The 22,380-nt window shown below is 61.3% G+C and carries 16 protein-coding genes and 2 pseudogenes; 6 read left to right on the top strand and 12 right to left on the bottom strand.

Annotation, left to right across the window (positions count from 1 at the left end; all coding sequences use genetic code 11):
- Positions 1 to 8: 8 nt before the first annotated feature.
- The 3 genes from FHX03_RS10100 to FHX03_RS10090 form a co-directional block, all read right to left on the bottom strand.
- Entirely contained in the window at positions 9 to 689 is a 681-nt protein-coding gene (locus tag FHX03_RS10100; protein WP_097628884.1) for a GNAT family N-acetyltransferase, read from the bottom strand.
- On the bottom strand, positions 686 to 1,177 hold the full coding sequence (locus FHX03_RS10095; protein ID WP_097628883.1) for a MarR family winged helix-turn-helix transcriptional regulator: 492 nt from the start codon (positions 1,175 to 1,177) through the stop codon (positions 686 to 688). Before FHX03_RS10095 ends, FHX03_RS10100 begins: the two co-directional genes overlap by 4 nt.
- Before the next feature lie 78 nt (positions 1,178 to 1,255).
- Positions 1,256 to 2,425 (bottom strand): MFS transporter, encoded by a 1,170-nt coding sequence (locus FHX03_RS10090; protein ID WP_183853498.1) that lies wholly within the window; start codon positions 2,423 to 2,425, stop codon positions 1,256 to 1,258.
- Positions 2,426 to 2,593: 168 nt separating this feature from the next.
- Between FHX03_RS10090 and FHX03_RS10085 the strand changes: the two genes are divergently transcribed.
- Positions 2,594 to 3,505 (top strand): agmatinase, encoded by a 912-nt coding sequence (locus FHX03_RS10085; RefSeq protein WP_097628881.1) that lies wholly within the window; start codon positions 2,594 to 2,596, stop codon positions 3,503 to 3,505.
- A gap of 48 nt (positions 3,506 to 3,553) precedes the next feature.
- Here the strand turns inward: FHX03_RS10085 and plsY are convergent, their stop codons facing one another.
- Positions 3,554 to 4,213 (bottom strand): glycerol-3-phosphate 1-O-acyltransferase PlsY, encoded by a 660-nt coding sequence (gene plsY, locus FHX03_RS10080; protein ID WP_183853496.1) that lies wholly within the window; start codon positions 4,211 to 4,213, stop codon positions 3,554 to 3,556.
- Positions 4,214 to 4,340: 127 nt separating this feature from the next.
- Between plsY and FHX03_RS10075 the strand changes: the two genes are divergently transcribed.
- Positions 4,341 to 5,849 carry a winged helix-turn-helix domain-containing tetratricopeptide repeat protein gene (locus FHX03_RS10075; RefSeq protein WP_183853494.1) on the top strand — a complete coding sequence of 503 codons (1,509 nt, stop codon included), beginning with the start codon at positions 4,341 to 4,343 and terminating at the stop codon, positions 5,847 to 5,849.
- On the opposite strand, the pseudogene FHX03_RS10070 reads toward FHX03_RS10075, so the two are convergent.
- Positions 5,822 to 6,307, bottom strand: a pseudogene (locus tag FHX03_RS10070) (MFS transporter); the annotation flags it as partial. The gene FHX03_RS10075 and the pseudogene FHX03_RS10070 sit on opposite strands and share 28 nt — an antisense overlap.
- Positions 6,308 to 6,386: 79 nt before the next feature.
- Here FHX03_RS10070 and FHX03_RS34905 point away from each other — a divergent pair.
- Together FHX03_RS34905 and FHX03_RS34900 are read left to right on the top strand one after the other, a co-directional pair.
- Positions 6,387 to 6,752 carry a LysR substrate-binding domain-containing protein gene (locus FHX03_RS34905; RefSeq protein ID WP_312865336.1) on the top strand — a complete coding sequence of 122 codons (366 nt, stop codon included), beginning with the start codon at positions 6,387 to 6,389 and terminating at the stop codon, positions 6,750 to 6,752.
- A complete protein-coding gene (locus tag FHX03_RS34900) occupies positions 6,719 to 6,994 on the top strand; it encodes a LysR substrate-binding domain-containing protein (protein ID WP_275593024.1) in 276 nt (91 codons plus the stop codon). Before FHX03_RS34905 ends, FHX03_RS34900 begins: the two co-directional genes overlap by 34 nt.
- Before the next feature lie 31 nt (positions 6,995 to 7,025).
- On the opposite strand, the gene FHX03_RS10060 is transcribed toward FHX03_RS34900, so the two are convergent.
- From FHX03_RS10060 to FHX03_RS35085, 3 genes and pseudogenes are all read right to left on the bottom strand, one after another.
- On the bottom strand, positions 7,026 to 7,706 hold the full coding sequence (locus tag FHX03_RS10060; RefSeq protein WP_003586427.1) for a peroxiredoxin-like family protein: 681 nt from the start codon (positions 7,704 to 7,706) through the stop codon (positions 7,026 to 7,028).
- A gap of 72 nt (positions 7,707 to 7,778) precedes the next feature.
- Positions 7,779 to 11,024 (bottom strand): adenylate/guanylate cyclase domain-containing protein, encoded by a 3,246-nt coding sequence (locus FHX03_RS10055; RefSeq protein ID WP_183853492.1) that lies wholly within the window; start codon positions 11,022 to 11,024, stop codon positions 7,779 to 7,781.
- Positions 11,025 to 11,132: 108 nt separating this feature from the next.
- Positions 11,133 to 12,144, bottom strand: a pseudogene (locus FHX03_RS35085) (YeiH family protein).
- Positions 12,145 to 12,246: 102 nt separating this feature from the next.
- Between FHX03_RS35085 and FHX03_RS10045 the strand changes: the two are divergent.
- Positions 12,247 to 13,119 carry a LysR substrate-binding domain-containing protein gene (locus FHX03_RS10045; RefSeq protein ID WP_183853490.1) on the top strand — a complete coding sequence of 291 codons (873 nt, stop codon included), beginning with the start codon at positions 12,247 to 12,249 and terminating at the stop codon, positions 13,117 to 13,119.
- A gap of 341 nt (positions 13,120 to 13,460) precedes the next feature.
- Here the strand turns inward: FHX03_RS10045 and FHX03_RS10040 are convergent, their stop codons facing one another.
- The 3 genes from FHX03_RS10040 to FHX03_RS10030 form a co-directional block, all read right to left on the bottom strand.
- On the bottom strand, positions 13,461 to 15,719 hold the full coding sequence (locus tag FHX03_RS10040) for an EAL domain-containing protein (RefSeq protein WP_183853935.1): 2,259 nt from the start codon (positions 15,717 to 15,719) through the stop codon (positions 13,461 to 13,463).
- A 768-nt stretch (positions 15,720 to 16,487) separates the two neighbouring features.
- The gene (locus FHX03_RS10035; protein ID WP_097628873.1) at positions 16,488 to 18,638 is read right to left on the bottom strand and encodes a mechanosensitive ion channel family protein; all 2,151 of its coding nucleotides are present in this window, start codon (positions 18,636 to 18,638) and stop codon (positions 16,488 to 16,490) included.
- Positions 18,639 to 18,793: 155 nt separating this feature from the next.
- Complete coding sequence (locus FHX03_RS10030) at positions 18,794 to 20,104, bottom strand: epoxide hydrolase family protein (protein WP_097628872.1); 1,311 nt, start codon at positions 20,102 to 20,104, stop codon at positions 18,794 to 18,796.
- A 354-nt stretch (positions 20,105 to 20,458) separates the two neighbouring features.
- Here FHX03_RS10030 and FHX03_RS10025 point away from each other — a divergent pair, with 354 nt between their 5' ends.
- Positions 20,459 to 21,409, top strand: a complete 951-nt coding sequence (locus tag FHX03_RS10025; protein WP_097628871.1) for an alpha/beta fold hydrolase — start codon at positions 20,459 to 20,461, stop codon at positions 21,407 to 21,409.
- 7 nt (positions 21,410 to 21,416) lie between these two features.
- Here the strand turns inward: FHX03_RS10025 and FHX03_RS10020 are convergent, their stop codons facing one another.
- Positions 21,417 to 22,310, bottom strand: coding sequence for a LysR family transcriptional regulator (locus FHX03_RS10020; RefSeq protein WP_183853488.1), 894 nt, complete (start codon positions 22,308 to 22,310; stop codon positions 21,417 to 21,419).
- Positions 22,311 to 22,380 lie beyond the last annotated feature (70 nt).

The following is a 22,380-nucleotide window of genomic DNA, read 5'->3' as shown; positions in this document are numbered from 1 at the left end:
GCGATCGCTCAGCCGCGGCGTTTGACCACGCGCATGTTCATCTCTGAGCGAAGCGTGAAGCCGAGCGCGAGGTAGAGGGCGATGGCGGACGTATTTGCCGCATAGGCATGCAGATAGGCGGTATCGCCGCCGGATGCGATTTCGCCGGCAACGAAGCGGAAGAGCAGGGTGCCGAGGCCGCGCCCCTGGAAATCGGGATGGGTGCAAAGTCCGCTGAGTTCGATGAAACCGGTCTGCCGCATCCGCTGCCCGGCCATTGCCATTAGCCGGCCCTCGCTTCTGATCCCCCAGAAGCTGCCGAGGCTCTGGGCTCTGAGCGTGAATGGGCCGGGTTTGGTCAGCGTCGCCAGAGCCAGCATGTCGGCGGCATCGGCCTCCGTCAGCCTCTCGATGCGGGAATCCGAAATCCGCTTATGCGGCCGCTCGGCAATCATCTGGACCGCCGATGCTTCCGTGGCAACGGCAAGGCCTGTTGGGATGGCGATCGGCCCGGCTTCCAAGAGGATCATGCTCTCCTCCGACGCCGGCAGCATCTCCAGGGCGTCGAGGCTTTCAGGCCTATCGTCGGCGGACGCCGCGAAGGGGACGATCGATGGTGGGTATCGCCGCGCGTTTTCGTTCCCCTCTGCAAGGCCGGCATGCGCTGTCTCCAACGCGGTCCAGATCGGCCGGTCGAGGATATGGGTCATGCTTCTTCCTCCTTGGCGGCGTGGCGGCGCGCAAGCGGCACCGCCGCAAGCCCGTCCTCGATGGCTGCGAGCTGCTCCAGAATCGGCCCGTCGAGATCGCCGCAGAGATCCGCAACGGCCGCCGCGATGCGCGGCCAGATGACCATCTTCGAATGATCGACAAGATCCTGTCCCTTGCCGGTCAGCGAGACCAGTCTGCGTCGCTGATCGTCCGGGGCCGGCTGCATATCGACGAAGCCGAGTTCGAGAAGCTGGCCGATGGTGCGGGTTGCGCCGGGCTGGGTGATCCCGACCGCCTGCGCAAGCTCACCGATCGTCAGCGGGCCGGATCGGTCGATCGCGGCCAAAAAGGGATATTTGCCCGCCTGAATGCTGAGACCGGCTTCGTCGATGACCTGCTGCGTATCGGCCTGCAGCCTCTCTCCGATCCGCCGCAGCCGGCTGCCCAAGCACAGAAAACCGAGGGTTCGAACCACATCTTCGACCATGCCTGTTCTCCGTTGCATTGAATGTTATATAACGCGTTATATACTCGCGGTTCAATGCCTGAAAGTCGAGGGCAGGGTTCACCCGCCCCGCCGTCTCGCCGCCAACAGAACCCCCGCCAGGACACAGCTGAGTAGGCCAAGCGACATCGGCAGCCCTTGGTGTCCAATCAATTGCATCGCCAATCCCGCAGCGGGCGAGCCCACCATACCGCCGATGCCCCATGTAAAAGCGAAGGCCGCGTTGCCGGCGATCAGGGCCTGGCCGGTGAAACGTTCGCCGAGCTGGATCAGCGACATGGTGTAAATCCCGAACGAGACCCCGCCCCAAACGAAAACCAGCGGCCAGATCAGCCATGCGTTGAAGACCAGCGGCAGCAGCAGGCAACCGGCAAGGCAAGCCAGGACGCAGAATGACATGGTCCTTGTCGAGCCAAGCCGTTCGGCGACGCGGCCGAGCAGGATCTGCATCACCGCGTTGCCAGCAATGAAACAGGTGATGAGCGCAGCGATCCGTCCCATGGCGCTGCCGAGGGCCGCGCCATAGACCGCGAATAGGGAAAGCAGGATCTGCTCGAAGGCGGCAGCTGTGAAAACAGCAAACATCAGCAGCGGCGCCAGTACGAGGAAGCCGCCGAGCGATGTTGCCTCGCCTTCGCGAGGCATCTTTGGCACGCGTGGTGCGACGGCAACCACGATGAAGCCACAGGCGAGGAAGGCCGCGATACCGATCATGAAGGGTGGCCAGCCCTCCGTGCCGGTGAAGCCGAGCGACAGCGGGCCGATGGCGAAGCCAGCCGAAACAATCGACGAATAAAGGCCCATGATCCGGCCGCGCCGCGGCGCCGGCGTGATCGTGATCAGCCAGGTCTCGCTGATCACATAGAGCGGATTGGCAAAGACGCCGAGCAGGAAGCGCAGCGGCATCCAGACCCAAACATTCTGCATCAAGCCAATCGCAATCAGGGTGAGGGCGGCCAGGATCGAACACAGGATGGCCAGCCGCGCCCCGCCGAGGCGCCGTGAGAGCGCCGGAATGAAGGGCGCCGATGCAATGAAACCCAGCGGCGTCATCGCCGCCGACAGGCCGATCAGGCCGGATGTCGTTTCCTGCCGCTCCAGGATGAAGCTCAGCAGCGGATAGGTCAGCCCCTGCGCCACGGCGAATACCGTAACGGTCGCGATGACCCCTGCCATCGCCACCCATGGGATACGGGCCTCCCTTAGTGATAGGGTGTTTTCGGCACTCATGCAGATATCCTCGTCAGACCCTATGTCCTCAGAACCCTGGAGCCCGTCGGCTTAGGAGGATGAATTCTGCGGGATATGGCGAACGCCGTAATTAAGCTCTCCCAAAAAGTTCTCAAAAATTTCCAAAGGCGCTAAACAGGTCAGGATCGAACGCAGGACCATCAGGAAATGACCGCCTCGCCCTCCTTTCTCGGCCTTCCCAATCGCCTCGCTGATGACTGCTTGCCCCGGGCGGTGATTTTCGCGGCCGCCCACGGCACGACCTATCCCGGCAAGGACAGCGGCGGCTATGCCTTGGCGGCCGGCGCCATCCGTGCTGCAAGCCAGGACGATGCCGGGCTCATCGAGCACTGGGATTTCGATCTCGGCGGTCCGCTGTTCGATGGCAAGCCGATCGCATGCACCGACGCCGGCGATGTCGAGACAACCATGCACGACAATATCGGCAACCGGGCGCGGATCGAGGCGAAGACGCGAAAGGTATTGGCATTGCCGGCCATACCGATCTTGCTCGGCGGTGACTGTTCCGTGACCATTCCTTTCCTTGCCGGTTTTGCGGCGCAAGGGCCGGTCTGGGTCCTGCAGATCGACGCCCATATCGATTGGCGCGACGAGGTGCATGGCGAACATCACGGCTATTCAAGTCCGATGCGCCGGGCGAGCGAGATGCCGCATGTCGCCGGCATGGTGCAAGTCGGCTTGCGCAGTGTCGGCAGCGCGCGCACCGCCGACATCGAAGCGGCGCAACGCTATGGCAGCTGTTTTGTGACCGCTCGCGAGGTTCATAGCCAGGGCGTCGGCGCCGCTCTCCAGCATATCCCGGAAGGAGCGCAGGTCGTCGTCACCCTTGATTGCGACAGCATCGATCCCGGCATCATGCCTGGTGTGGCGGCGCGTACCCCTGGTGGCCTCACTTACTCTGAGGTGGTCGACCTGATCGCCGGCCTCGGCAGGCGGGCGAGGATCGCGGGATTCGACCTTGTCGAGTTCTATCCTCCCGCCGACATTGACGGTCTGTCGGCGCTCACCGCCTCGCGGCTTCTTGTCAATGCGATCGGCGCCATCGTCCGGCAGGCTTGATCCTGCTTCTCGCAGCAAGCCGTCGATGGGGTCATTGCTCTTTTTCTCTTAGGCAACTTTGCCCAGACGTGGCTCCGTCCCAGCCAGAAGCCGCCGAAAGTTGGCGCGATGGCGCACAATCACGTAAACGCCGCCGGCGATCACCAGCAGCCGCTGGGGCAGCGGTTGCTCCAGGCCGCAGACCAGGGCCATGGCCGTCAACGCCGCCAGCATTGAACTGAGGGAAACAATCCTGGAGATAGCCAGCGCGGCGCCGAAAACCACCGCGGCCCCTAAACCCACGGGCCATGACATCGCCAGCAGCATGCCGAGCCCCGTCGCAACCGACTTGCCTCCGGCAAAATTGAGCCAGACCGACCGGCTATGCCCTAGCAACACAGCAAACCCCGCCAGGCAGACAGCCCAAGGCTCCGAGCTCTGCAGATCGAAGGCTGCCGGTGGAGTGGATGATGGGACTGTCGAGAGCCAGAGGCAGAACCCGCGCGCAAAGGCGATTGCGCCCACACCTTTCAGTACATCGACCAGAAGCACCATCGACGCCGGCCATTTGCCGAGCGTTCGCAATACATTCGTTGCTCCGGTGGATTTGGAGCCATGTTCCCGGATATCGATGCCTTTCAGCAGTTTGCCTGCCAGATAGCCCGTGGGTATCGAACCGAGGAGATAGGCGATCGCCAACCCGACCGCAGCCGCTATCCAGAAAACCATGCGTGTCACCTCGACGGTCTATGTTCAGGCCGCGTGGTCGCCGCCATTACTGCTCGCATCCTCGATACCACGCGGACTAAGCGGACGAACAGTTTCATCCAAGCTTTAAAGACTCTAGGATGCGGCTATGCAGGGATCGCGTTTTGCATTTGGTCCGTTCGTGCTTGATCCGGCGGCGGGAACGCTCCTTCGGAATGACGATCCCGTGGCCGTCGGCCACCGCGGGCTGAAGCTGCTTGCGGCGCTCGTCGGGCGGCCGGGCGAAATCCTCGGCAAAGCCGAGTTGATGGATGCGGCGTGGCCGGGCAGGGCGGTGGAGGAGGGCAACCTCACCGTCCAGATCGCGCAGCTGCGAAAGCTGCTTGGCCCTGCTGCAAACGGCGGCGAGTGGATTGCCACGGTTCCGCGCGTCGGCTACCGCTTCACCGGGGCCACAGATCAGCCCGGTGGCGTCAAGCGAAAGGCTTTGCCGCTGCCTGACAGGCCATCCATTGCTGTGCTGCCCTTCGTCAATATCAGCGATGACCCCGAGCAGGAATTCTTCTCCGATGGGCTGACCGAAGACCTGATTACCGACCTTTCCAGGATGCCGGGTCTGTTCGTCATCGCCCGCAACTCGGCGTTTTCCTACAAGGGAAAGGCGGTTGACATGCGAGAGATCGCTCGGGAACTCGGCGTGCGCTACCTGCTCGAAGGCAGTGCCCGACGCGCCGCAGGACGGGTCCGCATCAATGCCAAGCTGATCGACGCCGCGAGCGGCGATCACCTGTGGGCCGAACGCTTCGATCGAAGCCTCGACGATATCTTTGCCGTTCAGGACGAGGTGGCGGAAAAGATCGTCGAGGCGCTGCTCGGGCGGCTGCGCGCACCACCGCCGCGCAACCGGCCAATCAGCCTTGAGGCTTACGACCTTTGTGTGCGGGCGCGCAGGCTGATGGATGATTCCCCGCAGGCGGCTGAGGAAGCGCATCTGATGCTGACGCGCGCCGTCTCCCTCGACCCTGATTATGCCGAGGCCTATCGCTGGCTCGCCATGAACCACTGGATGGGACGGATCCATAGCGGCGGGCCGACGGAATTCGACCGCAGCCTCGCTTTAGAACTGGCACGCAGGGCCGTCACGCTCGATCCCAACGATGCCGGCTGCCGTTGGGTCCTGGCTTACCTGCTTGCCTATGAGCGCGACTTCGCCGAAGCGGATGCGGAATTCGCCAAGGCGATCGAGCTCGACCCGAATGAGGCCGATACTTTTGCCGCGCTATCCGACATCACCGTCCTTGCCGGCCGGGTCGGCGAGGGGCTCGAGCATATTCGCAAAGCGTTCCGGCTGAACCCGTTTCCGGCAAGCTGGTACTATCTGACGCTCGGCCAGGCGCAATATGCGGCCGGCCAATATGCGGCCGCCGTCGAGACGCTGCGCCGCGACGAGACCTATCGCTCAAGCTCACGCCGTTTCCTGGCGGCAAGCCTTGCCAAGCTCGGCCGGCCCGACGAGGCACGCGCCGAGACCGATCTCTTCCTCGTCGCCAACCCGCATTTTTCCATTCGCCACTGGGCGGCGACCGAGCCCTTCCGCGACGCTCGGACGCTTGCGCATTTTGTCGATGGCTACCGCAAGGCCGGTCTTCCCGAGTGATCGCCGGGCCGCGCCGCCCGCCAGACCAACGGAAACAGCACCAGGGCGACCGCCGGAAGCACGATCAAGTTGATCGTTTCCCAGCCGGAGCTGTGGAGAAGCGACCCGGCCGAGAAGGACGCGCAGGCGACCGTACCGAAGACCACGAAGTCGTTTGCCCCCTGCACCTTGCTGCGTTCGGCCGGCGTATGGCAGTCGGCGACCATCGCGGTTGCTCCGATGAAGCCGAAGTTCCAACCGATCCCGAGCAGAACCAGCGAGAGCCAGAAGTGGGAGATGTCGAAGCCGGAGAGCGCGACCGCCGCCGAGCTGCCGATGAGGAGGAGACCGACGGCCGCGACCCGTTCCTTTCCGAAGCGCACCATCAGGCGGCCGGTGACGAAGCTCGGGGCATACATGGCGAGGATATGCCATTGGATGCCCAATGCCGCCTGGTCGATCGAGTGACCATGCCCGACGCTCTATGATATCGCGGAAGGGCTCGATCGTCTCGAAACCGGGCTGCGGAAGCTTCGCGGCAGGAAAGCCCGGTCGGTCGTGGTGGTCACCGCGTCCCAGGCGCTGGTTGCCAACTGTCTGCTGGCAAGATTGGACGACTTCTCGATGAACTTTCCGACGGTCGATGTCCAGCTTGATGTCGCCGACAGAGTCATCGATCTGGCCCAGGGCGAGGCTGATATCGGCATACGCTGCGGTCTTGGTGCCTGGAAGGGTGTGAAGTCGACATTCCTCATGAGTGAGGAGATTATCGCGGTGTGCCACAATCGGCTGCTCGAGGTGGATCGGGAGGTGACCGCCGGCTGGATCGTCGAACAGACGCTGACGGCACGCCGCATCCGGGCGGCGACTTTCCGACATGGGCGGAATGGTTGGCGAGATCCGGCGCAAACCGGCTTCCGATAGAACGCGGGCTGAAGATCAATTCCACGGCGGCAGTCATTCAGGCTGCCGTCGCGGCAAGGGGCGTCGCCCTCGTGCGCAAGGCGCTCGTGGCGCAGGAACTCGACAGCGGCAGGCTGGTCCATCTGTTGCCAGACGTCCGCTGGCCTGTGAAGTGGGCGTATTACATCGTCGCAGCGCCAAAGGCGTTGAGTCGATACGAGGTTGCAGCGTTTCACGTCTGGCTGGCCTCGCGCCCGAGATAGACGGCGATCCCCGGAGGAAAGATTACTCGCTTCAAACAGCCATATTCGAGGCTGCCGACATCACTTCCCGAGGGGCGGGACCACCGAACATATGACGGCCACCGTCTTCGACTTCAGTGAAACACCAGCGCACGACGCCATCTCGGTCGAGCAGGAATTCGCCGACAAGCTGGCCATGGCCGGTCGCAATCATCTGCGTGTCGTCCTCAGTGAATTCGTAGCCATCCGCCTTGTCGAGATAGTCCACCGCCGCCATCACATCCATCGGCTCCGGGAGCTCACCCGGCATGTCGATACGCATCGAGGTGACCGTGCTCATGCTGAGCTTGTGCGGCCAGTCATTCTCGTCTTCGGTGAACTGGACATTCGGCAAGCCGAAGGCCCTGTGTGACATCCGTTCCGGGTCGGAAGCAGCCAGCAGGTTGGGAAGCGGGTGGTAGCGGAAATAGAGGCGGGCACGCTCGATCGGGGTATTCACGACAGTCAGGCTGTCGATGCCCTTTTCCTGCAATGCACCGGTGAGTTCGGCCATGGCGGCGATCTGCCGGCGGCAGAAGGGGCAATGCAGTCCGCGAAACAGCCCGACAAGCACCGGTTTCTGGCCACGAAAATCATCGATGGCGATCTTGCCCTGGCGAGTAATCGCATCCAGCACCACGTTTGGCGCGCGATCTCCGGGCTGTAATGGTCTTTCCGAGTGGTTCTCCTGCATGATTAATTCCTCCCTTTATCTATTTGACGTAATTGGACTAACCGCTCTCCAGAAGTTACACCAGGAGGAAGGTTAGTCGAGAAACGGCAAAACGACGAGTGTGCCTGGATCGAGGTTGTGGCGGATGCACACATCCTGCGCCAGCGTGAAATACCGTTCCGCCTCGTCCATATCGTCATGTTCGAGGCTCAGTGTCGCCAAGCCATCATAGCACGGAAAGAGCAGTTGCGGCTCGTCAATTTCCTTTGCAACCTCAAGGGCTTCCTCGTAATACTTACGAGCTAGCTTCGGCTGCCCGTGGCATTGATGAATCTGCCCGAGGACAATCAGTGGCACGGAGAGATGGTCGCGCTGATCGAGCGCCCGGTCGATTTCGACGGCCTTCTCCGCTGCCGGCACACCCTCGGCCGCGCAGCGATCGGTAAAGGTGCAGCAGGAAACCGCGAGGTTGGCGAGTAGCCGCGCCTGGAAGCCAAGATCGCCGATGCGGGTGGCGACCTCCAGGCCGCGCCGGCAGATCCTGATGGCGTTGGCCGGATCGACGATGGTGTAGAGAACGCCGAGATTGGAATAGGCGCGGCACGCTGCACTTTGCAGATCGGCCTTTTCAGCGACCGAAAGGCTGCGCTCGACTTCCTGCACCGCATCGCGGCGGCGCCCGAGCCGCGCCAGCGCCGCACCCTTGGTGTTCAACGCCTCCGCCATCGCCCGTGCTGCCTCCCGTCCGGCCTCGGTCGTTCCGTCGACGGGCAGCGTTTGCAGGCGCTGCAGCGCCTGCGTCGCCCATTCGGCGGCAGCGGCCTGATCGCCCATGCGGAAGGCCAGATGGCCGCGCTCCTGCAGCAAGTGCGCATGTTCGATCGGCGCATCGATCGTCGCGATCAACGCTTCGGCCGCAGCGCAATGGGTTTCCGCCTGGTCGCGGCGCCCCGCGTCGAGATGCAGACGGCCGGTCTTTCGCAGGATCCGTGCTGCGGCGATCCGATCGTCCTTGGTGCGGTGGATCGCAAGCGCCCGCTGATAATGGGTCAAGGCAGCATCGCGCCGGCCGGCAGGGCCGCAGAGATCACCAAGACGCTCCATGAGCGCCAATTGCTCCGGCGACACCTCCGGCTCGTTGGCGAAGGCGGCAAGGGCCTGATGGTAGAGCCGCATGGCATCGTCATTGGCGTAGGTCTTGCGCGCCAGATCGCCCGCCGCCATCAGATAGCCGGCGCCCTTGGCTTTCTCGGTGGTCAGACTGAAGTGATGGCCGAGCTGCGTCAGGTGCTCGGCCCGGTCGGGCGCTTCGCCATATTGGCGTTCCAGAACGCGGCCGATCCTGCCATGCAGCTCCATGCGCCGCTGCAGTAGCAGATTGTGGTAGATGACGTCATGCATCAGCGTCTGGCTGAAGCGATAGCCCGGCGATCCGCCGGCATCCGGGCCGCGCAATTCCTCGATGATATTGGCATCGCAGAGATAATCCAGCGCCGCGTCGACGCCGGCCGGGTCGGAGGTGACGGTGCGGAGCAGGGCGGTATCGAACTTTGGGCCGACAACCGCAGCCTCCTGCGCCAACCGTCTCATCTCTTGCGGCAGCCGATCGACGCGGGCGAGCAACAGCGCCTGGAGATTGACCGGGATATCGACATCCGTGTCGTCGGCTGCGACATGCCAGCGATGACCGTCATGGTGCAGCGTGCCCATGTCGATCAGTCCGCGCAGGATTTCTTCGATGAAAAGCGGATTGCCGCCGGCCCGATCCAGGATGCGCTTGCGCATGGCCATTGGCAGCTTGCTATGGCTCTCGCCAAAAAAGGCAGCAAGCAACTTCTGCCCATCGGCTGCAAAGAGCGGGTCGAGACGTTGCACGGTCACGTTGACGCGATCGGAGTTCAGCGGGTCGGTCTGCGATGTCGGCCGGTAGATCGCCAGCAGCATCAGCCGGCTGCGCTCCAGCCGATCCATCATGAAGCGGAGCACTTCCAGCGAGGCAACGTCCGCCCAGTGCAGATCCTCGATAACGAGCAACAGAGGGCCTTGCGCCAACCGCCGCTCGAAGACGGTGCGTACCGCATAGAAGATCTGTCGCCGCAACTGTTCCGGCTCGATGTGCCGTAATGCCCCATCGGCGTCGCCGAGACCGAGGACATGCAGAAAGAGCGGCAAAAGCCCCTCGACATCCTCTTGGGTGAGATCGAGAGCGCGGAATCCGGTTGTCAGCAGCTGCCGTGTTCTGGCGAGATCATCCCGCTCGCCGATACCGTAAGCGCTGCGCACGACCGCGGCGAGCGTGCCATAGGATCGTTCGCCGAGGGGAGAGCAGGTGGCGTTGCGGATGGCAAGGCCGGGGAAACGGGCCGCATCGCCGGCGGTTCCAACGAATTCGTTGACCAGCCGCGATTTGCCGATACCGGCTTCGCCGATCAGGCGGACGAGTTGCGCCGCACCGCCGCAGGCGAGATCGAGGCAGGTCAGCAGCCGCGACAACTCGCCATCGCGTCCGATCATCGGCGCCTGAAGGCCGAAACTTTCGAGCCCGCGCGCCGTATGCGGCGCTTCCAGCAGCCCAGCCAGCCGATGGACGAGGACGTTTCCGCTTTTGCCACGGAGCGTCTGCGCGCCAAGACTGTCGAAGGCAAAGGCATGGCGGGTGAGGCGATAGGTCAGCGGTCCGACGAGGATATCGTTTTCGCCGGCCATCGATTGCAGCCGCTGGGCGGTGTTCACCGTGTCGCCGGTCACCGAATAGGATTTTGTGCTGACCGCACCGAAGCCGCCGGTGACGACAGGCCCGCTATTGATGCCGATATGCAGACGCAGCGGCACACCGGCGCGTGAGCGCCAGCGGTCGCCGACGTCAGTCGCCCGCCGAATCATATCGAGTGCGGCACCGAGCGCCCGGACCGGATCATCTTCATGGGCAACCGGGGCGCCGAACAGCGCCAGCAGCGCATCGCCGACGAACTTGTCGACGAAGCCGCCATAAGCCTCGACCGCCTGCGTCATCTCTTCGAATAGTTCGTTCTGCAGCACCCGCATGATTTCTGGGTCGATCTGCTCGCTCAGCGTCGTGAAGCCGCAGAGATCGGCAAAGAGCACCGTGACCGGCCGCCGGTCGGCATCGCTGTCTGATTTATGCGGCACCACCTCGATGCTTGGCTTCGGCGCAGGCGGGACTCGGCCCGAGATGGCCGCGCCGCATCTCGGGCAGAAGGCAAAATCCGGCTGACAGGCACAGCCGCAGGCAGCACAGGAGAGGGGCTGCCTGGCGCCGCATCGCGGGCAGAAGGCAAAACCACTTTGAATATCGAAACCGCAGCCGGCGCACTCCATCGCACCCGTCCCACGAAAGGCCAGATATGCGACGGGATCCCGGTCGCAACCGACGGGCCTTAACAGAAACAAGCATGAACCTGCTGCGTGAGGCCCGCAAGCAGGATTTCAGTTGGGGTGAAGGATCATCAGTCCGATAGCGCTCATAAACGCCAGCGCGAGCATCGACAGCACCCCGGCCAGCAGCACACGCCTGCCGGAGGCAAGTACCGTCCGCATGTTCACCGACAGGCCAAGGGCAGCCATCGAGACGAGGGTGAGCACGGACGAGGATTCCCTCGCCACCGTTGCGGCTTGCGGCGGGATGAGATCGAAGCTCCGCAAGCCCATCATCGCGAAGAAACCGACAATGAACCACGGCAGAAGATGTGCAAGCGAGATTTGGGTGGGATGCTCCGCATCCCTCTTGAGTTGCAGCAGCAGCACGACCGGACCAAGCATCAGGACCCGCATGAGCTTCACGATGGTGCCGACCTGTACGCTGACGGCGCCGACAGGCCGTGGTCGCTGCAAGCACCTGCGGAACCGCGTAGACGGTCATGCCGGCAAGAACGCCATATTGCCATTCCGTGAGATGCGTTACCGCAAAAAGCGGCGGCAGCACCAGGACGACGACTATTCCGAGCGCCGCCGTGAAGGCGATCGACGATGCAACGTCGTCCGCGCGGGCGCCAATCACTGGTGCTGCGGCAACGATCGCAGAATTCCCGCAAATGGAATTGCCGCAGGCGACAAGAGTTGCCAGCTGGTCGTGAAGGCCAAGCATCCTGCAGATCCCATAACTTGTCACCAGCGAGAGAAGCACTGTTCCCATGACGATCACGATCATGGTGGTGCCGGCCGCGGCGACGGTCGCTATGCTGACGGATGCGCCGAGTAGCAGGATGGCAAATTCCAGAAGGACCTTGCTCGAGAAGGCGATCCCTGCATGAAAACGGGCCGGCAGGCCCACGAAGGTCTGCAGCATCGTGCCCAGGAGGATGGCGAAGACCAGCCCATCGATGATTTCGAAGCCGATGACGGCTTTCTCCAGAGAAACCATGCCCCACGCCAAGATGGTTATCGCGACGGAGGCGGCGATGCCGGGAAGGATTTCCAACAATCTCGAGGAAGGCGACATGAAATATCCAAAAGAAATTCTATTTGTAGGATAGTCCTCCGTTTTGTGCTCCTCCATCGAATAATTATTGACATTTCATTCGGTGTGAGAGAACGATTTTCGATGACGTTCGAGCAGCTTTCGATTTTTGTGGCAGTGGCCGAGCGGCAGCATCTCACGCAGGCGGCTTCCGCTCTTCGACTGACACCCTCCGCAGTCAGCGCGTCCGTCAAGGCGCTGGAGACGTTCTATTGCGTGAAGCTCTTCGACCGGGTTGGCCGCGGCATTCAATTGACCAGGGAAGGGGCCGTCCTTTTGCGCGAGGCCAAGGAGACGCTGGCAAGAGTCAAGGCAACCGAGGCGGTTCTCGCCGAGCTTGGCAGGCTGAAGACCGGTACGCTCGACATCCATGCCAGTCAGACCATCGCCAACTATTGGCTGCCCTCGCGGCTCCTCGGCTTCTCCCACGCTTATCCGGGCATCGATATCGATCTGACGATCGGCAACACGATGACCGTGGCTGCGGCGGTCAAGCAGGGCGACGCGGAACTGGGATTCATCGAAGGCATGGTCGACGAACCCACGCTTTCGAATTCCATGATTGCCAGCGACAGGCTGGTTCTTGTCGTCGGATCCGAAAACCGCGACGATATTGAAGCAGGGGACCTCGGCCGCCTCAAATGGATCATGCGGGAAGCGGGTTCCGGAACGCGTTCGGTGCTCGAACAGTCGCTGCGCGAGCTTCACATCGATCCTTCCAAACTCGACGTCTCGCTGGTGCTTCCCACGAACGAAGCGGTACTGTCGGCCGTGAGAAGCTGCGGCTGCGTCACGGCGCTCTCCGAGGCGATCGTCATGCCCTTCGTCGAGAATGGCCAGTTGCGAATGCTCGACGTCGAGCTCCCGCCGCGACGCTTCACCTTGCTTAGACACAAGGAGCGCCATCGAACTGCGCCTGCGCGGGAATTCGAGGCATTCTGCCGTGCCCACGCTTGATATGCCAGATTCCGTGGACCGCAGCCGTTAGAGCGATAACTTCGGGAGCTCTAAACTCGAGAGCGATGTGGCGGTCGTTGGATCGCCTCCCGCTGTGATGGCGATCGTCGAGGCAGGGGACTGCCCTCAACCCACGGCATTGCCATTCGGATTGACGATCGCTCCGCTGGGCCATCAGCAGATCGATCGACTGACGAAACTGCGGCCCGGTGCCTACCATGAAGGCTTCAGGAGCTTGTCCGTCGCCCTTGAGCGGGGTCTCGCGGCTGCGTCTGAACCGGATGATTTTAATCCGATCCGGCCTCAAATCATCCGGTTCTAGGCTGGTGTGATTTCGCGCATCAGCCTGCTTTCGTCAGTCCCTTGTGCTTCACGCGGCAAAATTCGATCAGCTGCTCCGACGTCATTGGCCGCGCCAGAGCATAGCCTTGCAGCAAATGGCAACCGAGATCTTTCAGGATCTTCGCGTGCTCCATTGTCTCGACGCCCTCGGCAACGATGTCGATGTTCTGTGACCGGCCGATTTCGATAATGGAGGAAACCAGGCGGCGTTGAGACGGAGAGGCTATGATCGGCTTGATAATTTCGCGGTCGATCTTAAGTCGCCGCGGCTCAAACCGAAGCAGACTGATGATGCTGGCATGTTCCGTGCCGAAATCGTCGATCTCGATTTCAATGCCGAGCGCTTTGATTGCCGGAATGACCTCGTTGAGGGCAGGCTGAAGCTCGTCGAAGGAAATTGTCTCGAGCAGCTCGAAACAGAGGCGACCCCTCGCTGCGGGAAGCCCGGACAGCTCGGCGAGCAGATTCGCCTGAGCCAGTCGGCGCGCTGAAATATTGACGGAGACACGCGGGATTTGCATTCCCAGGCTGTCCCATCTCGTCAGCTCGAACAGGGCCTTATGCAGGATCAGCCTATCCATGTCGCCGCTACGCCCCAGCCTTTCCGCGGCGTCGAGAAAATTGTTCGGGCCGAGCAGACCTTTTCGCGGGTGATCCCAGCGGGCGAGGGCCTCGACGCCTGATATAGCCAGCGTATCCGCATGGAATTGCGGCTGGAAGAATGCAACAAGCTCATCGCGGTCGAGCGCCAGATTGAACTCATCCGCCAATTCTTTTGAATGGATTGCGGCGCTGCGAAGCTCTTCAGTGAAAATGGCCGCGCGGCCGCGCCCTGCCTTCTTCGCTTCGTAGAGGGCCAAATCGGCATTGAGAAGCAACTGGCCGAGATCCCGCCCGGAGGCATGTTCAGTCTCCCAGGCGACACCGACGCTTGCTCCGACCACATACTCCGCCCCATCGATGAGGAGGGGCTGCTGGAGCGTGGCGACGATCTGCTTGGCCAATTCGGCTGCCTCAGGCTCGGGGTTGGCGCTCCACCTGGCGAAAATGAACTCGTCCCCACCGATCCGAGCCGCGACGTCGGTTGGGCCGGTCAAATCGGCGAGGCGCGAAGCGGTTGTTTGAAGGACCATGTCACCGCCGGCATGCCCTTTCGTATCGTTGATCTCTTTAAATCGGTCGAGGTCGATATGAATGAGGATCAGACAGTCTTCGCCATCGGGTCTCTGTGGTTGCGAGATCATCTGGTCGACGAACCGTCGGTTAGCCAGCCCCGTCAGGGCGTCGTGCAACGACAGATATTCCAGACGTTGCCGCGCTCGAACGAGCTTCTTCTTGTGAAGGCGAAGCTTCTCGATCGTTCGTTGGCGTGATTTGGTCAGGAAGCCGATCCAAATGATCGGCGCAACGACACAGAGGCCCAACAAGCTCGCATAAAACTCAAAAACGCCGATTCCGTTATTTTGGCCCCATCCGTGCTTGGGCACGGCGCCGAAAGTCCACCGGCCATAAGCCATGTCAACGGATGTCGCGACCGGCTGCTTCGAAAAGGTTTCCAGACTTCCGAGGAAAACCTGTTTCGGCGAATTTGGCTCCGGCACGGTACTGATGGCAATCTCAAGCTCGGTCGATCCAAGGCCGCTATCACTATAGAGCCTTGGGATATCAATAATTCCGGAGAGCAGCCCCCAAAAGATCTGGCTGTTTCCGTCATCGATATAGATCGGACATCTGACGACGAAAGCGGTTCCGCCTTGGACGAGTTCAACTGGCCCTGTCAGAACGATATTGTGGGTGTTGCGCGCCAGCATCGCGGCAGCCCGTTGCTTGTCATTCTTTCGGTAATCGAGCCCGATGGCCTTTTCGTTTCCTTTCTCAGGATAAACCCATTTGACCACCATGTCGGGCGCCGCAGCGAAACTGCGTAATTGTGAATCGGGCTGCAGGATCTGCGCGGCAAGTTTGGAAAATCCGTTCTGGCCCATTGCCGGGTCGACTGCGATGCCAGCCGCCAGACCTTGCAGCAGCTTCACATTGCTATTGAGGTTCGTCTGAAGCCGAGATGATATTGTGGCAAGCTCGCCCGCAACAATCGAGCGCTCCTCTGCCAGCGATCGCTCCAGCCGCCAGTTCGTTGCGACCCAGACGACAATAACTGCAATAACCGCCGCAAATAGTGCCGGAGCAAATGCGGTTGCATGGCTGGCTGCGGAGGCAGCAAGGCCACGGAGTATCTTTGGATTTCTTCGAAACTTCATTAGTTTGCCGGCGCGGATGGACACAGATGCATCCTCGCACAGTTTCTTTAAGGCAACGCTAAACCGGCTAGCCTGCGAGAAAAGCCGATCCGGTAGCGCGTCAAGACATCGTTTTGGTTGGAACGTTGGTCTGCCACGGCACGATGGCCTGGCACAATCTGACTGGCTGCTCCTGGTTGCTGGGCAGATCGGGCAGGTGAGGGTGCACACATCGGCTTCAGCTTCCTAAGTTTCTATTCTCATGATCCTGGTGGATGGATATCCGCTTTATGCTCCAGCGTTTGAACGGGACCTCAGCGTGCTTCCAAAAATCGAATTGCTTGCCGACATTGACGTCGCTGGTCGCTGAACGACCTAGTGAACGAGTGATACCCGGCGGAGCACGCAGAAATGACTGCGGAACCTTGGACGATGCAGCGAGAGCTTCGCGAAGAAATTCGCCGTCCCGTGTGCTAGCTCGGATCGCTGCGCGACCATCGCGACGGGCTCGACATTCTACAGGACGAAACCTCCTGTAAGACGCCGCTATGGGAGGCTTGCCTCCAGCTTTGTTCTCAGGGATTGCCAGACAGCTGGCTTGTCATCTCGTCTCCCACGTAATCGAAAACGCGGGGAGTGTGCCATTCAAACTTTACAGAAACAGGACACTTCAACTTTGCGGCCACACAAAAATCGCATAAGACAGATTATGGAACAACAGAATGCCTTTTTATTACAATGGCATATAGCGTCGCCACTCTCGCCGAGCTTGTCTTGTGCTCTGCGCAGTTACTCCTGAAGTGTTGGGATCACTTTTGCCGGTCTTTGTAGCTCTGTAGCGGCGGCGGAAGCTGCTGCATCGGCCGTCCCGCTGGAAACATGAACCGTCGGAGTTGCAAACTGGATCCCTTTTTCCGCGAATGTCTTCTTGAGCATGGCCAGTGCCTTTCGGCGAACGCCGAATTGCTCGCCGGGTTTGGCCATGAACTTCAGGCGGATCTGCACACCGTAATCGGCCATCTGCTCGATCCCTTGCATTTTCAAGGGCTCGATGATGTTGGGCCCGAGTTCGGGATCGTCCAGCAGCTCGACGCCAATGCGCTTGATGGTCTTGCGGACCTCCTCAAGGTCGCTGTCATAGTTCAGGGTCAGCGTAATGATATCGATCACCCAGTCGCGGCTCAGGTTCTGCACCGCGCCGAGTTCGCCGAAAGGAACGATGGTGACCGGACCGCGGTGGTGCCGAAGGCGGATCGATCGCAGCGAGAAACCTTCGACTGTCCCTTTATATTTTGCCGCCTGAATATACTCACCGATGCGAAAGGCATCGTCGAACAGATAGAAGACGCCTGAGATGATATCCTTGACGAGCGTTTGCGCGCCGAAGCCGACGGCGATGCCGACGACACCGGCGCCGGCCAGCAACGGTCCGATCTGAATGCCGACGGCATCCAGGATCATCAGGAAGCCGACAGCGCCGATCGCCAGAAACAGCACGTTGCGAAGGATCGGAAGCAGGGTATTTAACCGCTGGCGCCGGCGCGCTTCGGGTCCGTCCAGATGCCCCGCCTCCGCACTTCGCGACGCCACCGCCATCTGACTGTCGATCAGCGTGCTTGCGAGCTTCCAGATGACGTCGGTCACCAGCAGCACGATAACGATGCGGATGCCTGCACGGATCAAACGGGTGGTCACCGTTTCGGCAGCGGCAAGGTCACTGAGATTGACATTCCAAGCGCGGGCAATCAGCAGTGCGGCGACCACGATCAGGCCGTTCCGGAGCGTTTGCATGATGACGACGGACCATCCGACGATAGCCGGATCTTCGACGGCGTGTTCGCCGCCGGATCGTACGATGCGACCGATGACATCACGCGCCACGGAAACGGTAAGCGGCAGAAGCGTCAGGACGATCAACGTCCAGAATACTCCGCGCAGCCCGGACACCCATAACAGCCACGATAATACGATGCTCGCGCTGAAGCCGACGCAGACTAACCGGTTCACCGGCGGCCCGTCGGAACGGAAATGCCGCAGCCAAATCATCGTAATCAGCGTGATCGAAACGACACCGAGCCACGCGGCGGTAAAGAGATCGACCAGGATGGGCGAAGCCCCGATGGTCTGGAACACTTCGATGATCGCCCAGCCGGCCGCCAGTACGGCGACGATTGCGAGAAGCCAGTAATACCAGAACCAGGCAAGCGAGGTGACAAGCGTCAGAAGCCGCATATGCGGCAGCCGGGCGCCGGGCGCAATCACGATGCGGCCGACAAGCACGCCAAGGCGCACCATCAGCGCCGCTGATAGCAGAATGAGCGCGATATCGCGAAACACGGCAGGCCAGGGAAAGAGGATAAAGGCGCCGAGGCTGCCGATGAGATAACCGACCAACGCGAGAAGGCCCATTGAAAGCCGGGCCGCATGGAGCTTGATCCGCTGCCGGACGGTGTCGGCAGGCGCGGTCAACACAAAATGAAGCAGCCCTCGCCCGGACCACCAGGCAAGGCGCTGCGCAGCGAATCCGCCTGCAATGAAGAGTGTCACCGCCAGGATCAGTCCGACAGCATCGATGCGATCATCCGTTTGGAAGACCCGGATCGCCGTTTGAACCTGTCCCGGAAGCGTTGGGACTGCATCGACGAGCGTGAGCAACCTTTGGCGTAGATCCTGCAATGCGGTGGCAATCGACGGCGGTGCCACCTCTTGCGGGGCCGCTGCCGGCTGCGCCGGTTCCTGAGTGCCGGGAACGATCCGGTTGACCAGCGCGCGTCCGGCATCATCGTTGGGCAATTCGATGATAACCCGGATCGGTGCCGAGGAATTGGTCGGTTCGGCCGCTGGGGCGACGGTTACGCTCGCGAACACAAGCGTCGAAAATACCACCGTCAAGAATATCGACACTCTACCAAAAAAATGACGGTCGTCATTGATGCGCATATAGCCCTGGTCCCCAAGAAGCTGGCGTTGTTTCTAGCAACTTCGGACGTTGTGAAGCGTTGCGTAATCGACGTCAATCGACGACCTGTCTGGCGGGCGTAAAGCTCGCCGTGCCGCCGCCCCTGAAAACACGCCGGTCGGTTAACGGCGGTTGCTCATGATCGCACCGTTTTGAACCCTGCCCTGATCTCCTGACTGAAGAGTTCCGGCTCCTCCCAGGCCGCGAAGTGGCCGCCCGTGGGCGCGCGGTTATAGTAGACCAGCTTCGGATAGGCCTTCGACAACCAGTGCTTTGGCGGTTTGTAGACCTCTCCGGGGAATATGGTGACGGCGACCGGCACTTTGACCTCCGTGAGCTTTGCGCCCGCCATGGCGTTTTCGAAATAGATGCGGCCACTCGAGGGGCCGGTGTTCGTCAGCCAGTACAGCGTGATATTGTCGAGGATGACATCCTTGCCAAGCGCCTGTTCCGGATCGCCTCGGGTGAACACCCAGTCGGCGATCTTGTCGTAAAGCCAGGCGGCAAGGCCAACTGGCGAATCCGCAATGCCGTAACCGACTGTCTCCGGACGTGTGCTCATGATCGCGGCATAGCCGAAGCCGTTGTTGAGGAAGTTCCGCGCCTCATCGAAGACGACCTTCTCGTCCGCAGACAGATTGTCGGGAGCCGGCCCTCCATTTTTAAGAGCCTGGGCTGCATCCGATGGGAACGTCGTGGCCCGCTCGATCCTGTTGACATGGATGGCGAGCAGCCCATCGGGTGCCTGGCGACCCAGGGCGTCGCTGATGATGGCGCCCCAGTCGCCGCCTTGCGCGACATAGCGGTCATAGTCGAGCCGTTTCATCAGCACGTCCCAGGCAGCCGCTATCCGCTGCGGGTTCCAACCCGTCGTCGACGGCTTCCCGGAGAAACCGAATCCCGGGATCGAAGGGATCACCAGGTGGAAGGCATCCTCGGCCGTACCGCCATGCGCCGTCGGGTCCGTGAGCGGCCCGATGACATCGAGCAGTTCGAACACCGAACCCGGCCAGCCATGGGTCATGATCAGCGGCAGCGCGTTTTCATGACGGGAACGGACATGGATGAAATGGATGTCCACACCGTCGATATTGGTGAGAAAATGCGGAAAGGCATTCAGCCTGCTCTCTGCCTTGCGCCAGTCGTAGGAGGCCTGCCAGTAGGCCACCAGCTCCTTCAGCCTGTCGGGCTCAACACCCTGCGAACGATCCGTGACGGTTTCACCGTCGGGCCATCGGGTTTCGGCAAGTCGCCGCCTGAGGTCCGTCAGCGCTGCCTCGGGGATCTCGGCCTTGAACGGTCGGATCTCTCCGATGGTTGCGCCGATGACGTCGGCGGCTTCCGACACCAGCGGAAGCAGAACGGCGGATAAGCCGGCCGCGGCACCCGATGACAGCAGCGTGCGTCGCGATAGAAGCCTTTGGTTCAAAGAGGTCAGCAGTGCCATGACGTGTGTCCTTTCATGACAATGAGAGTCAACGGACAGGTTCGGCAAGGGGTGCCATTGGTGACCGCATAGGGTTCAATGTGATGTCAGTCATATCAGTTCTTCCTTATGTTGTCGCCGCTGCGCTCCGCCATCCCCCGCGAGCTGTCTCAAATCGGCGGCTGGTGATTATTTGGGTGGCGCGACGCAGGGCCGGCACCCGGAGAAACTGAGAGGCAGCCTCTCGTTGGAAACTCAGCCTTGGCCAGCGCCGTCACAGCGACCACGATCAAGAGGCTGCCTCTCAATTTTTCCAGCTACTGCGCGGTGACGGCGTGGCTACTTATGGACCTGTCGTTCAGGAAAGGAACTCACATGTCCGAAGACAAAACCGAAAATAGGGCTGCATCGGCCGCAGCCACGCCATCCCTCCCCGTCGGAAAAATCTTCGCGTCCGCTGAAGCCCAGCACGGTGACGTTGATTTCATCAAGGTCGACGAGATGCTCACGCTGAGGAGAATGATTGTTCGCGCGCCGGCGCCAAAAGGCACCGTGCTTTTCCTGCACGGGTTTCCGGAAACGCTGTTGGTCTGGAGGGACATTGCGAGCACGCTTGCTCGCGACTACGACGTCCACGCCTTTGATTGGCCGGGCTACGGCCAGTCGTCGCGCCCCGCGTTGCAATGGTTTTCCTATGCGCCCCAGGACTACGCGGCGGTGTTGAAGGCCTATATCGAGACGGCAGGCATCGACCGTTCGAACCTCGTGATCTATGCGACCGATATTGCCGCCCTCCCCGTTTTGCTGCTTGCTCTCGATGAGCCGGCGATCGCCAGGCGGATCATCGTCGGAGACTTCGCGCCGTTCGACCGGCCGCAATACATGTGGGAGAACCTGCAGAATCTCAAAGCCGAGCCGACGGCCTCGCCGACCCGCGCCTATATGAACAAGACAAGCGACGAGATCCTTCAGAACGTGCACAGGCGCGGCCTGTCGCCGGCGGAACAATTCGATCTGCCGACCGACGTTCAGCAGGACTTGGTCCGTTCGTGGAACTTGGGCGGAATGACGTCGGCGGACGCCTTTGCCCATTACTACGCTCATTTCACGCGCGACCAGAACGTCCTCGAGGCCAACCTTGACCGGTTGAAGACGCCGGTCAAAGTCATCTGGGGCGAAAAGGACCTCTACATCAACAAGGAAATGGGCATCGAATTCGCCGCCAGGATCGGTGTTGAAATCAATATCCTGCCGGGTATCGGCCACTTTCCCCATCTGCAGAATGCGAAACAGACGGTTGAAGAAATCCGCGCATCATTCGGATAATGTTTTATTATCGTCGTTCTGATAGCGCGCGCAACCGGGGTGGAGCCCAGTCGACAAACGCGCGTACCTTCAGCGCCAGAATCCCCTGGCGAGCGTAAACGATATGAATAGGCTGTGGCGGTCCATCGAAATCCCGCAGGATGGGCACCAGCGCGCCCGACGCCAGCTGGTCGGGAACCTGGTAGTCGAAGAGCCGCGCGATCCCCGCTCCGCCGACGGCCGCCGCGACGCAGTTCGCCGCGGTATTCACTTCCAGCCGGTTGCGAGGCATCGCCTCGATCGGCTTTCCCTCAACGTCGAATGTCCAGAAGAATGCCGGCTTGTTGAAGAAGATCCCGTCGCGATCGACGAGATCGCCTGGGCGCTGAGGTTCGCCATGCCGCGCGAGATAGGCAGGGCTCGCGCAGGTCAGCAGGCGGAATTCGCCGGTTTTGACCGCATGGAGGGAACTGTCGGCAAGGTCGCCGAGACGGATCGCGATATCCACCTGCTCGGACACAAGATCAACCGTGCGGTCGAGCGACAGGAGCTTCAGCGACACCTCCGGATATTTGTCCATGAAGCTCAGCGCGACGGGCAGCACATACCGGCTCCCATATTCGATCGGCATCGTGATCGTGAGCGCGCCTCTGGGCGTCTGGTATTCGCCCGACGCCCTTCGCTCCGCCTCATCGAGATCCGCAATGATCTTTCGGGCGGCGTCGACATAGTCGCGGCCGGCGTCGGTGAGCTGAAGATTGCGGCTGGTGCGGACGATGAGGTTTGCGCCGAGATGGCGTTCAAGCTCGGCCACCTTGCGGCTGACGCTGGGCAAAGGCGCGTTCAGCCGCCTGCTGCCGGCCGAGATGCTTCCGGCGTCGACAACGGCCAGCAATATGCGCATCGCTTCGAGACGATCCATTGGCACCCGACCGTAAGATATCGCTTCTGCTCATCATCGGCCGGCAGACTATGACGTTGCCCAGAACCGC

It is taken from the genome of Rhizobium sp. BK456 (genome assembly GCF_014194045.1).
GTDB lineage: Bacteria > Pseudomonadota > Alphaproteobacteria > Rhizobiales > Rhizobiaceae > Rhizobium > Rhizobium redzepovicii.
This window is presented reverse-complemented; position numbering and strand designations above follow the sequence as displayed.